The organism is Anisomitus miae (SeqCode), from assembly GCF_054906395.1.
Window position 1 is genome coordinate 94,890 of record NZ_JBRACL010000007.1, and the last position, 13,138, is coordinate 108,027.

A 13,138-nucleotide genomic window follows, 5' to 3' on the forward strand; every position below is an offset into this window, starting at 1 on the left:
AGATAGATAGATGGGATAAGTGGGAAGATTTAACAATAAGTAATGATTTTATGTTTTCGAAGGTAATGAGAGATAAGGAGAAAGGCAAGGCAGAGGGAATGACCAAAGGTATAGAAGAAGGAATTAGGAAATTAGTGGAGAGTTTAAGAAAATTTGGAGTAGATGAGAAAGAGATTAGAGTTAAAGTAATTAGTAAGTATGGATTGAGAGAAGATGAGTTAGGTAGATATTTAAAACAGGAATAAGGTGTATAGGAGTTGCTAAGCAATGACTTAGCGATTTTTTGTTTTTTGTGGGAGGTGTGATGGGGATGTATTGGTGGACAAGCATTAAATTTTTGGAAAGGTGTAGAAGGCGTTTGGAAGACACGTGGATGGACAATCATTAATCTCACGGAAGATTTGTGTGAGATACACGGATGGACAAGCTTAAACTTCCAATTAACAAGGTGTTAAATGGTAATATATCAGGGAAGGAGTATGAAATAACTAATGAGAAAGCTGATGGAGGTAATGCAAATGGTATAAATAATGATAATTTGAAGAAAATATTTGCAGGTACAAAGGAAGAGTTATTAAAATTAGGAGAAGGGACATTTGAAATTAAAATAACTGCTCCTGCTAATGGAGCTACAGATGTTACATTAGAAATAATAGACAAGTCTGAATTTAATGGAGGGAAAGAGTATGTAATGGATACTATTACATTTGCTAAACCTGCACAAAAAGGGAATCAAACAGTAGAAATAGCAGGTATAACATTGGAATTAAAGGAGTTGGATACAAACACTTTACCTGATGGAAAGAGTGGAGGATTTGAGTTTACGAACAGTGTGAGTAAGGAGGAAGGAGGTATAAGATTACAAGTAGGAGCGAATAGGGAGCAAATGATAGGATCGAGTGTGGGAAACATGAGGAGCAGGGAGTTAGGGCTAGGAGGTATAGATGTGATAGGAGTAGGGAATGCGGAGGAAGCGATAGAGAGGATAGATGAAGCTAAGAGTTAATAATGTGTTGAATTAATATACAAAGAGGGAAAGATAGTAAAGAGATTATGAAAAGTACTAGGAATTCTTTTGGTAATATGTTATCATCCTCTTGGGTTTCTTTTTTCATTTGCTCTGGTAGGTTGTCTGCTGGAGCATTTCCCCTGTTTTTAGTGTAAATTATTTTCATTTTAATCTCCTCCATGAATTATCTTCTTCATATTTTTCATAGATTTTATTAATAAAATCCATTACTATAAAGCTCTATGTAGTTATTTATATTTCCGTTCTGGATCATTGAATACTAAGAATATTTTTTTAATATCATTGTCAGTTATCTCTACGACTCCATCGTAGATATCAACTCTTATTAATGATCTAACAACCATGCTTATATTTTTAAGATTAATCTTTCTTAGAAGATTGTAATATTTATTATTGATTCTGATGCTTATCATATCGTCATATTCTCTAATTTTTGAATTTGCTAAAATCGTTCTCTTTGATGGATATTGCAAAAAGAACTTTTTGATTTACGTGAATTAAATATTTTAGTTAAATATTTAATTGGACAGTCACGTATTTATCGTTGCAATACTTATAGGCTTGTATGAATTTTTTGTTTGAATTTATGTACATTTTCATTATTTAGATATTTTTAGATAGTTATTATCATTACTATGTTTTACAGTGCCCACGATGTTTTTGACTTTTGTATGAATATTTCTAAATGTATTATTTAAATTTTTACTGATTTGTGATACAATAACGTTAGAAGTTTTAAGGATTCTAGCATTTTTGATATTGTTGCACATAATTAAGGTTTTGCTTATGAAATTTTTAGGCATGTATTTAAGATTGCAAGGCGACAAAAAATAACTGCTAAGGATATCTTACCTAATTTAGATAAATTAAACAGTCATGCATCAATTAATCTTATATATAATTTTGGATCAGGTAAAATATGGATATCTATAAAAAAAGTTTTATCAGTGATTAAGTGTAGTTAAGCTTATTAGCGATGATTTTTTCTTAGAAAATGGGCGATATGAAGTCAAAGAAAATAAAATTAACAGTGAAATTGTAATTGATATATTTAATGATAGAGTTTATGAAATTAAAAAGAAGCGAGTAAAGATACTGAGAAGTGATATGAATATTAATATAGATAAGTTACCTACACTACATAAGCTTTTAAAGAATTGAACTTGATTTAGGTAAAATATCCCAAAGTGGAGGCGAAGAATATTATTTAAGATAGTTGTATGTTTAAGAGGTGGTTTAATGTATATTAATTATTCACATATTATACTTTGGCTGATTATATTTGTGATTTTGGTCGTAATTGAAGTTATTACTATTAATTTAGTAACAGTATGGTTTTGTATAGGAAGTTTGGCTGGATTATTTTCTACATTTTTTATAAAGGATTTGAATTTACAGCTTATAATATTTATAATATTTTCTGTAATTTCTATGCTTTGTACGAAGAGATTTTTGAATAAGGTTACAAATTTTGAGAAAATAAATATAAATACAAATTCTCTTATAGGTAGAATATGTTTAGTAAATAAAGATATAAACAATATCTTAAATCAGGGTGAGGTAATTATAGACAACAATATATGGCCTGCTTTGAGTGAAGATGATAGTTGTATTATAAATGAAGGAAATAAAGTGAGAGTAAAATGCGTAAGAGGAGTGAAACTGATAGTCGAAAAAATTAATTAGGAGGAAATTTTAATGTTTTTTTTTGTGGTGTTTTTTGTGGTGTTTTTCTTGATTATGTTGCTTGTATTTGGAGGAATTGTTGTAGTTCCACAGGCTAAGGTTTACGTAGTAGAAAGGCTTGGAGCGTATTATAAAACTTTAGAGGTTGGAATACATTTTAGAATACCATTTGTTGATAAGATATCAAGTAGAATATCTATAAAAGAAAGAGTGGTAGATTTTAATCCTCAGCCGGTTATAACTAAGGATAATGTAACAATGATGATAGATACTGTTGTATTTTTTCAAATAACTGATCCAAAATTGTATGTTTATGGAGTGGAAAATCCAATTTTGGCTATAGAGAATTTGTCTGTTACGACTCTTAGAAATATAATAGGGGAGTTAGAGTTAGATGAAACACTTACATCAAGAGATTTAGTTAATGGGAAAATGAGATCAATTCTAGATCAAGCAACAGATTCATGGGGAATAAGAATAAATAGAGTGGAACTTAAAAATATTATACCTCCTCAAGAAATACAAGATGCTATGGAAAGACAGATGAAGGCTGAAAGAGAACGTAGAGAGCTTATTTTAAAAGCGGAGGGTGAAAAAAAATCTGCGATACTTCTTGCAGAAGGGGAAAAGGAGTCTACGATTTTGATTGCGGAATCTAAGAAACAGGCCGCTATAAAACAGGCGGAAGGACAAGCGGAAGCTATACTTAGTATACAGAGAGCATTAGCTGAGGGGATAAAATTAATGAATGATGCTTCACCAACAAAAGAGGTATTATCCATTAAAGCGCTTGAAACTTTTGAGAAGGTTGCTGATGGTAAGGCTACTAAAATAATTATACCTTCTGAACTACAAAATTTATCTACGTTTACTAGTACTTTTAGAGAGATTTTTGATTCAGCTGATAGGAGTGTTAATAATTAGAGGTTTTTGAAATATCAATCTATTCTTTTATAGGCTGATATTTTTATTGTTGAGTTATGTATTATGTATATTGAAAAATATATTGTAGCGAGGTTTTTGTATTGGATGATTTTAAAAATATTTTTATAGGTATGATCTTGGGAATATCTAATATTATTCCTGGAGTTTCTGCTGGAACTATGGCTGTAGTGCTTGGAATATATGATAAATTAATAAGTTCTATATCTGAGATTTTTAAGAATTTTAAATCAAATTTTAGATTTTTGTTTTTTATAGGTATTGGAATTTTTTTAGGAGTTGTGATATTTAGTGGTATATTAAATATACTCTTAGATAAATATCCTTGGTATATGAGTTATTTGTTTATAGGACTTATTGCGGGTAGTATGAGAACTTTATTTAAGGTTATTAGGTCGTATGAGGTGAAAAAGATTCATTACCTATACCTGATAGTTACGTTTGTGATTTTACTATGTGTGAAGTTTATGACACCTGCTATGGACGTAAAAATAATTGTTACTTTGAATTTTGAAAATATTATTCTATTGTTTTTAAGTGGTTTTATCGCTTCTAGTACTATGATATTACCAGGAGTTAGTGGTTCGTTTATTTTGATTTTATTTGGAATGTACAATTCTGTAATTTCTGCAGTTTCTAATTTTAATTTTTTGTTTCTTATACCTTTTTGCATTGGTGTGTTTTTAGGAATTGTAGTTATGATAAATGCTGTTGGGTATTTTTTGAAAAATTTTCCTGTCCAAAGTTATATGTCTATAATAGGATTAATTTTAGGATCGATGATTTCGATAATTCCTGGATTTGAGTTTTCTATGAGAGGTATAGTTTACGTAGTAATATTTGTTATAGGATTTTTAATATCATCATCTACTTGGATAGCAGATAGAACAATATAAAAATAGTTATTTTCGAAATAATATTTTATAAAGAAAAATTTATAGTTTACGAAACTATAAATATAACAGAAATTTGAGGAGAGTTATGATGAAGTTAAGTTATTTTGTCAGCAGTTTAATTAATTTTAGGAAAGTGATAATTTGGTTTATGATTGTGGCTTTAATTATAACGCTTATGGTTCTAATAAAAAATGAATATAACTTTTTATCCCCAGCAGCTAGGTATATATATAATGGAATTTTGTTGTCTAACTGATGATTATATAAAAAATGCTACGGTCGATAAAATGACTGTAGCATTAGTTTTTTTGTAATCTGGTATATGAAATTGAAATTAAAAAGCATGATATTAAACTTATTCCCGATATAAAAAAAGGAAGTTTGAACCATACATCGAAAATTATACCAGAGGATATTGCTCCTAAGAAAGAACCAACTGCTTTAAATCCATTTTGAAGACCGGCTAATTCCCCGTGATTGTTTTTAGATTTTTCTATAATCATTGACTGTATAATAGGTGCTATCATTGTATGTAATACCACGAATAAAAGTAAGCAAGCAAAAGATATAATTGAGTTTTGTAAGGTCATGGATAAAATTATACAAACACCAGATACAAGTGTTGATAATAGGTAAAGCAGCTTTGAATTAAATCTTTTATTTAAAGTCGGTATAAGAAACAGATTTGTAATTGTGGTAAAAAATCCAGTTGATCCCAAAATTAATCCATTAACTGTTGTTGGTAATTTTAAAATATTTTCAACGTAGTAACTTATTGTAGATGTATAACTTTGGATTCCTAAAAATGTGATGACTATAAGTAACAACATTAAGAATATGAATTTGTCTGATTTAGCTATACTTTTTAAGTCATCTATGCTAAATATTTTAAATGAAAATTTTTTGTATGAATTTCTTTCTGACGTGTCATTGAAAAATACTAATATACAAAGCATTGATATGAAGGAAATAAAAATCTGAACTATAAATGCTATTTGGTAATTATTCATTCCTGCATAGCCACCTATGATTGACCCAAATGTTGTACCTAGGCTACTAGAAGCGTTTAGATATGCTAATCTTTTTAGTTTTTGCGAATCTGGTGTTATGTAAGATACATATGATATACTTGACACATACCATCCGGATATAAAAATACCTGATATAATTCTCGCAATAAGAACGTTTATGTGATTTGGAAAGAAGCCAAATATAATTTGTCCAATCGTATACCCTATCATTCCAATTATCATAGGAAGTTTCATTCCATATAAATCGCATATGTTTCCAAATATTGGGGAAGCGATAAATGTTGAAATATTTAAACATCCATATAAAAGTCCAAAGTAGAATGGGGGGAGGTTTGTGGAATTTATAAGTTTTGGTGTTACAGGATGAATCATACTTAAACACGTTAAAACTATAACGTTTATCAAAAGTATCTTTGTAAAATTAGTATTACTAGAATTAGAATAACTCAATTTATTTTCTCCTTAAAATAAAATTATTGGTATAATTATATAACAAAAACACAAAGGATATCAGAATTAATAAAAATTATTGATTACATTTTGGAGTATTTATGGAAACTGAAGTTAGGATTTTAGATATTGATATTGATAAAATAAGAAAGAAATTGAATGATAATGGTGCTAGGCTTGTTAAAAAAGAAAATCAAATTAATAAATTATTTGATTTTGAAGACGGTAAACTTCTCAATGAAAATGGATATGCAAGAATAAGGATTGTAGAAGATTTAATTTCTAACAAAATAACATCTTACATGACAGTAAAGAAAACAATCTCAGATTGTAACTCTAAGTATAAGGTTATGGAAGAAAATGAAATAGAAATTAGTGATGCGTATTTAGGAGAGGAGATTTTTAAATCTATAGGTCTTAAGGCAAATTACGTAATACATAGATATAGAGAGAGTTATGAAATATGTGATACTCTTGTAGAAATTGATATAAATGATAAAAGCTTCTATCCAAAACCATATATAGAAATTGAAGGAGATTGTGAGAAAAAAATAGAAAGAGTTGTAAATATTTTAGGGTATACAATGAGTGATACAACGTCAAAAAGTATTTTTGATATACTCAAAGACCACGATAAAAAATAGTTGATTAAAAAAAATTGCTGTTATATAATGATCATCTGGGATATGTGGGTTAGTCAAGTGTTAAAACTTGATTATTAAAAGGGAAATAGGTTAAAATCCTATACGGTCCCGCCGCCGTGAATGAGGAGTGCTTGCCTTATTATCCACTGGGTAACTGGGAAGGGAAGGTAAGTGTTATGATTCTAAGTCGGAATACCTGCCTACGTATTGTGACTTTTAGCTTCACGGTGTATGGAGTTATTTGTTTATGCAATGTTGGGGTGTAGATTGTTATTTATGGCTTCTTTTTGTTGTGTAAAAATGCTCTGTGAGGTTAAAACTCACGGAGCATTTTTAGTTTTTATATAAAAAGGAGAAGTAGTGTTGAAGTTTTTGAGTAAGACATGGAGAGTTTTAGTATTTGGATTAGTTTTAATAAATTTTGTGGCTTGTGGGTCAAACAGAAATAATTCAGTGAGAGATAATGATGGGTTGAAAATTGTATCTCTTGCACCTTCTAATACAGAAATATTAGTTGAACTATCTTTAGGAGATAAAATCATAGGGATTGATAAATATTCTACCGATGTGGAAGGAGTTAATGATGCGGCAAAAATTTTTGAAAGTGGGTCACCGAACATGGAGGCATTAGCAGAGATGGCTCCAGATATTATATTTTTATCTCAATACGATCCTAGCGTTTCATTTGATAAGCTCGAGGGTTTAGGTATTAAAATTGTTAATATTGATACAGCAACTAATTTGGAAGAAATATATAATTCAATTTTACTTATTGGTAATGAAACAAATAAATTAAGTGAGGCAAATAGTATAGTTGAAAATTTGAGGAAGGAGGTTGACAAGATAAAGGACGATATTTTTAGTGATCCAGTTAATGTATATTTTGAGATATCGGCGGCTCCATATATATATAGCATTGGGAATGATACATTTATAAATGAAATTATAGAAATTTCTGGAGGTAAAAATATATTTGGAGATTTGAAAGGATGGATTTCGCCAAATAGTGAATCTATAATCGAAAAAAATCCAAAGATTATTTTTACAAATGTGAGCACACAGGGAAATATTGATGAAATAAAAAGCAGAGTTGGATGGGAAAATATAGATGCTGTAAGGAATGGGAATGTTTACTATATAGATAACAACAGTTCATCAAGACCATCTCAGTTTTTCATAAAGGCACTTCAAGACATTCGAAGTCACATAAAGGAATTTATAAATGAGTAATGTAGTTAAGGTAACCACATCAATTTTTTTAGGAATTTTTTTAATTTTAATTTCAATGATGATCGGTGGTGGAGTAAGTAATGTATCTGATGTAATACAAATTATTTTACATAAGATTTTTAACTATAATTTAAATGAAAATATTTCTAATGCAATGATTTCTATAATTTGGGATATAAGATTACCGAGAATTTTATTATCTTTTATAGTGGGGGGAATGCTTTCGGTAAGTGGTGCTATAATGCAATCAATTTTAAGAAATCCGTTGGCATCGTCTTACACTATAGGTGTTTCTTCTGGAGCATCTTTGGGAATCGGAATATTTATAATTTTGGGAATTACAGTTTCGATATTTAAAAATTTTACATATCCGATTGTTGGGTTTGTATTTTCAATTTTAACAGCGTTGTTAGTAATAGTCATTTCGAAAAGGTGTGATAGATATATGTCGAATAACACAATAATTCTAATCGGAATGTCTATTTCCTTATTTTTGAATTCCATTTTAACATTCATAACATCTATAAATCAAGAAAGTTTATATTCGATATTAATATGGCAAATGGGATCATTTTCTTCTAGAGGATGGGAATATGTATGGGTAATAATTCCATTTGTAGTAATACCAATTATAGGTATTACTACAATGTTAAATGAAATAGATATTTTGACTTTTGGTGATGAGATGTGTAAAGCAGTTGGGGTAAATCCAAGTAAAACTAGAATAAAGTTATTGATATTTTCTTCAATTTTAACGGGAGCTAGTGTAGCTTCAAGTGGCGTAATAGGATTTGTGGATTTGATAACTCCTCACATATGTAGAAGGTTATTCAATTCAAAACATAATTTTGTTATTCCAATGAGTTTTGTTTTTGGAGGAACTCTCATGGTTTTATTTGACACGATATCGAGGATTGTTATATATCCAGCTGAAATACCGATATCAACTATCAATGCTCTCATAGGTACTCCAATATTTATACATATATTTTTCAGAAATGGAAGGAGATGATATTATCTTAAGGGTTTCAAATCTTAGTTACTCTTATGGAAGAAATAAAGTTTTGGATAACATAAGTTTTTCTTTGAACAAGGGTGATCATTTAAATATAATTGGTACAAATGGAAGTGGTAAATCCACTTTGTTAAAATGTTTGTATGGGTTTTTAAATTACAGGGGAAGCATAAAAATCGATGATACTGAAGTAAGCGAAATGAAAAATGAAGTATTGTCTAGTAAAATCACGGTATTACATCAAGAAATAAATACATATTTTAATTATAAGGTTGTAGATGTGATAAAATTTGGAAGGTATGTACATGATAAATGGAAACTTTCTCTCAAGAATAAGGACGAATTGTTGTGGAGACTTGGTATTTCACATTTGGAAAATAAATATATGGATGAATTATCTGGCGGTGAAAGACAAAGAGTTTTTATTGCAAGAGTCCTCGCACAGGATACAGATATAATTTTATTTGATGAACCGAGTAATAATTTGGATATGAAATATCAAATTTATATGATAGAAAATATAAGTAAATGGTTTGAGGGTAAAATTTTAATAAGTATATTTCATGATCTAAATTTGGTCAATAATTTAGATTGTAATATTATGATGCTTAAAGATTCTAAAGTATATAGGTATGGTAAAATAGACGAAGTGTTTAACAAGTTTAACTTGCAAGATTTATATGAAATGGACGTAGAAAAGTTTATGCTAGATTCTTTTAAGAAGTGGAAAAGGAGAAGTAGGTATATTACGTGAAGGAAGAGAGTAGGTTTAAGTAAAACAAGCTTATCTAAGATTGTATCTGAGAAATTTAATTTTAGTCTTTTTATGAAAATGCCGATACTGTACATAATGTAATAGGTATTATAAAAATAGGATAAAATATATTGATAAAGGCTTTACTTAATCCATAATTTATTATAGTATTTAATCAATGATGGATATTTTTATAGAGGAGGCGAGGTTTATTAATACACCACATATAAACACTAATGGAAGTAAAATAGCAGAGTCTATACTTTTGCCAGGAGATCCCTTAAGAGCAAAGTTTATAGCTGATAATTTTTTAGAAAATGTCATACAATTTAATTCTGTTAGGAATATCTTAGGGTTCACTGGTACATATAAAGGTAAGGAAGTTTCTGTAATGGGGACAGGCATGGGAATGCCTAGTATAGGGATATACTCATATGAGCTTATAAGTAAATTTGGTGTTAAGAATTTGATTAGAATAGGAAGTTGTGGAGCAATACAAAAACATATAAATCTATATGATATAATAATAGGGCAAGGGGCATCTACAAATTCAAATTATGGTTTTCAGTATGGAATTAAGGGAACGTTTTCCCCTTTGGCTTCTTACAAGTTATTGTCTAAGGCCACTTGTAAAGCTGAAGAGTTTGGCATTAAATATCACGTAGGAAATATTTTATCTTCTGATGTTTTCTACGATGAAAGTGATTCTTACTTAGAATGGAAAAAATTAGGTGTGCTTGGTGTAGAGATGGAGGCAGCTGCTCTTTACATGAATGCGGCTCGTCTTGGTGCAGATGCACTTTGTATTCTCACAGTTAGTGATCATATATTAACAAAGGAAGAAACAACATCACTTGAAAGGCAAACTGCATTTACGAATATGATGAAAATATCTTTAGAAATGATTTAGAACTTTTTTGGATGCATCTTAATATAATAGATGTATCCTTTTTACTTTTTAAAGAAACTAGATTCATAAAATTTGACGAGTAAAAGATATTAATGGAGAAATAAATATTAATGTTTTATTTGTATCTATTAAGTTTGTTCATAGCAATAATTTATTTTTCAGTATTTACAGCTATTTTTAGATGTAAATTAGTGTATTTTTTAAGGAAGCTCATCTTAAAAATTGTACCTGAGTTTGCTATTTTGATATACCTTAATATTTTTATGGTAAGTATAATAAATTCGAATATTGGAGTTTCTCTTAGTAAAACTGTATTTTATAGCATAGCAAATCAAATAAGTAGTATATTTTTCTATAAGTTATACTATCTAACATTATTTGATTTTATAATAATTATTATCAGTTTATACTTAATATTTGTGATAATTACATGTTTATTTAAAAGGAATTATTTAAATAAATTAGAATATATAAAAACAACCATAGTTTATAAATATCTTAATGAAATAAATTATATAATAGTAGGGATTTATGTAATATATATAATAATTTTATATGTATCTAGGGAGTATTTTATATATTCAGCACAACCGTATATAAATATATTTATTATTTTGAATATATATTTTATATTGAATATGTTTATTATGTTAAAAGAATTAGAAATAGTTTTAATATCAAATTTGTTTAATTATAAGATAAATAAGTTTGATATTAGAGATTTTATTAAAGATGAAAACTATAGAATTTATGATTTTGATATGATGTTTGAGGAAAAAAAATATCTATTCAGGGAAGTTAAAAGATATTTGGACTATTACCAAAAAGAGGCACTTACTATATGTATAGATGGCAAAAGTGGTTGTGGGAAAACTAGTTTTGCTGGTGTTTTACAAAAACAATTGAATGATAATTACTATGTTTTTGAGATAAATAGCTTAATGGTTACCGAGAGAAATAGATTAAGTGACTATTTTAACTTTATTATGGGAAACTTGTTTAAAGCACATGGTATCTATAATTCAAGAACTTTAAAAAATTATACCAATATAATAAATTATGTTATTAACAGTAAAATTCCTGATGTTGTTAAGTATTTCTTAGACGAGGATTTTGGGAATGGTTACTTTGATCTAAAGGATGAGATAAATATATATACTAAAAAGATATTTAATGATAAGTTGAATAGAATATCTGGCAAAAAGGGTATTATATTTATAGTTGATGACCTTGAAAGAGTATACAATAAAATGCAAATTGTGAATATGTTAGTTTTCTCTCAATATATAATAAGTTTTGACTATGTAAAGTTTATATTTGTAACTAACCTTGATATTTTAAGTGAACGAATAGAAAGTAGATACTTGAATATGTTTATTCATAAAATTTTTAAAATAGATGATACAAATACGAATAATATACTAAACAAGTACTTTAGGGAACTTGATTTGTATGAAAGTAGTAATAAGAGAGAAATATTGACAGAGTGGTTTGAAATTCTATCGAATATTGATTTTGACAAAGATATTGGTGAATTTGGAATGTACCTGTATGATAATATAAATATTGAATATTATATTTTTTCTAAAAGGTGGATGGAGTATAAGAGTAAGTTACTTAAAATTTTGAATGATATAGAGTATATGGAAAGTCAGTACGTTAAAATTAACACTGATAACTCAGATTATGATATAATGAATAACTACTATAATTATATATACTTTAAAAAATCATTTTTAGGTGATAATAAAGATGTAATACTTGATAATATGTACATGATAACTAGGCTTCCTAAAATAAAGTTTGATTTGTATAATGATAATCAATTGATTGCTATATGGATATTTTTAGAGAAAAAGGGTCTTATTGACGCAACTATGCAATTAGATAGAGAAAAGTATATGGTATATAAAAATCTTGTAAAATATAAAGACAATATAAATAAAATAGGATTACTTGTTAACTTAAAGTTGGAGAAAAATCCAAGAAATTTAAAAAGGCAAGTATCTTTTTTTTGGTACAGTTTTGAAAGATTAAGCGAATATTTAGAGGGAATAAAGGAACATAAATATTTTGATGATGTGTTAAAACTAGTTACACAAAGGGATTTTATATTATTTTTTATGTTAGTATGTTTTTTAAAAATATCTAGTTTTATAGAAGACCCTAATGAAGATTTTAAAGTTAGTCTTAAGAATAATATTGATATTATGAGTATATACAAATTCTTAGATTCAAGCTACGAGAATTTAAAAAAATGCTCAACTAGAGGTTTTACATCTTTTGTTAACGAAAATGTAAATAATTTAAATATTGAGACGTATGTATCCTTAAAAGGATTTGATAAGGGCATAAATTATATATTTTTGTGTTTTTATGTTCAAACTTATATATACAAGAAGATGATATTAGAGGATGTAAATGAAGAAAGTCTTGAAATGGTTATGCAATTTGTACACAATTTAAGTAAGAGTTAAAGATGGTGGCTACTTTATGTAGGTATCATTTTTTTTTGTTAGAATGGAGATACAGTTGTATATAAATTAGGAA

Annotated in this window: 14 protein-coding genes, 1 pseudogene and 1 riboswitch; of the genes and pseudogenes, 12 read left to right on the forward strand and 3 right to left on the reverse strand. The window is 28.0% G+C overall.

Annotated features, from left to right (window positions below):
- Together AALI31_RS05130 and AALI31_RS05135 are read left to right on the forward strand one after the other, a co-directional pair.
- Positions 1-245 (forward strand): annotated as a pseudogene (locus AALI31_RS05130) (hypothetical protein); the annotation flags it as partial.
- Between the two features lie 173 nt (positions 246-418).
- Positions 419-1,006, forward strand: coding sequence for a hypothetical protein (locus AALI31_RS05135; protein ID WP_489885461.1), 588 nt, complete (start codon positions 419-421; stop codon positions 1,004-1,006).
- Here AALI31_RS05135 and AALI31_RS05140 read toward each other — a convergent pair.
- Both AALI31_RS05140 and AALI31_RS05145 read right to left on the reverse strand, forming a co-directional pair.
- Positions 996-1,175 carry a hypothetical protein gene (locus AALI31_RS05140; RefSeq protein WP_489885462.1) on the reverse strand — a complete coding sequence of 60 codons (180 nt, stop codon included), beginning with the start codon at positions 1,173-1,175 and terminating at the stop codon, positions 996-998. The genes AALI31_RS05135 and AALI31_RS05140 overlap by 11 nt on opposite strands.
- A gap of 82 nt (positions 1,176-1,257) precedes the next feature.
- Positions 1,258-1,443 carry a hypothetical protein gene (locus tag AALI31_RS05145; protein WP_489885463.1) on the reverse strand — a complete coding sequence of 62 codons (186 nt, stop codon included), beginning with the start codon at positions 1,441-1,443 and terminating at the stop codon, positions 1,258-1,260.
- A gap of 826 nt (positions 1,444-2,269) precedes the next feature.
- Between AALI31_RS05145 and AALI31_RS05150 the strand changes: the two genes are divergently transcribed.
- From AALI31_RS05150 to AALI31_RS05165, 4 genes are all read left to right on the forward strand, one after another.
- Entirely contained in the window at positions 2,270-2,716 is a 447-nt protein-coding gene (locus AALI31_RS05150) for an NfeD family protein (protein WP_489885464.1), read from the forward strand.
- A gap of 54 nt (positions 2,717-2,770) precedes the next feature.
- Positions 2,771-3,640, forward strand: a complete 870-nt coding sequence (locus AALI31_RS05155) for an SPFH domain-containing protein (protein ID WP_489885552.1) — start codon at positions 2,771-2,773, stop codon at positions 3,638-3,640.
- 101 nt (positions 3,641-3,741) lie between these two features.
- On the forward strand, positions 3,742-4,554 hold the full coding sequence (locus AALI31_RS05160; RefSeq protein WP_489885465.1) for a DUF368 domain-containing protein: 813 nt from the start codon (positions 3,742-3,744) through the stop codon (positions 4,552-4,554).
- 85 nt (positions 4,555-4,639) lie between these two features.
- Positions 4,640-4,810 carry a hypothetical protein gene (locus tag AALI31_RS05165; protein ID WP_489885466.1) on the forward strand — a complete coding sequence of 57 codons (171 nt, stop codon included), beginning with the start codon at positions 4,640-4,642 and terminating at the stop codon, positions 4,808-4,810.
- A 43-nt stretch (positions 4,811-4,853) separates the two neighbouring features.
- On the opposite strand, the gene AALI31_RS05170 is transcribed toward AALI31_RS05165, so the two are convergent.
- Positions 4,854-6,035, reverse strand: coding sequence for an MFS transporter (locus AALI31_RS05170; protein ID WP_489885467.1), 1,182 nt, complete (start codon positions 6,033-6,035; stop codon positions 4,854-4,856).
- A 101-nt stretch (positions 6,036-6,136) separates the two neighbouring features.
- Here AALI31_RS05170 and AALI31_RS05175 point away from each other — a divergent pair, with 101 nt between their 5' ends.
- The 6 genes from AALI31_RS05175 (at position 6,137) to AALI31_RS05200 (ending at position 13,065) form a co-directional block, all read left to right on the forward strand.
- Positions 6,137-6,679, forward strand: coding sequence for a class IV adenylate cyclase (locus AALI31_RS05175; RefSeq protein WP_489885468.1), 543 nt, complete (start codon positions 6,137-6,139; stop codon positions 6,677-6,679).
- Between the two features lie 29 nt (positions 6,680-6,708).
- A riboswitch (cobalamin riboswitch) is annotated at positions 6,709-6,897 on the forward strand.
- Positions 6,898-7,042: 145 nt separating this feature from the next.
- The gene (locus AALI31_RS05180) at positions 7,043-7,909 is read left to right on the forward strand and encodes an ABC transporter substrate-binding protein (protein ID WP_489885469.1); all 867 of its coding nucleotides are present in this window, start codon (positions 7,043-7,045) and stop codon (positions 7,907-7,909) included.
- Entirely contained in the window at positions 7,902-8,921 is a 1,020-nt protein-coding gene (locus AALI31_RS05185) for a FecCD family ABC transporter permease (RefSeq protein ID WP_489885470.1), read from the forward strand. Before AALI31_RS05180 ends, AALI31_RS05185 begins: the two co-directional genes overlap by 8 nt.
- Positions 8,908-9,678: an ABC transporter ATP-binding protein gene (locus AALI31_RS05190; RefSeq protein ID WP_489885471.1), complete on the forward strand. Its 771-nt coding sequence runs from the start codon at positions 8,908-8,910 to the stop codon at positions 9,676-9,678. Before AALI31_RS05185 ends, AALI31_RS05190 begins: the two co-directional genes overlap by 14 nt.
- 178 nt (positions 9,679-9,856) lie before the next feature.
- The gene (gene deoD / locus AALI31_RS05195; protein ID WP_489885472.1) at positions 9,857-10,588 is read left to right on the forward strand and encodes a purine-nucleoside phosphorylase; all 732 of its coding nucleotides are present in this window, start codon (positions 9,857-9,859) and stop codon (positions 10,586-10,588) included.
- A 110-nt stretch (positions 10,589-10,698) separates the two neighbouring features.
- Complete coding sequence (locus AALI31_RS05200) at positions 10,699-13,065, forward strand: P-loop NTPase fold protein (RefSeq protein ID WP_489885473.1); 2,367 nt, start codon at positions 10,699-10,701, stop codon at positions 13,063-13,065.
- Positions 13,066-13,138: the final 73 nt, after the last annotated feature.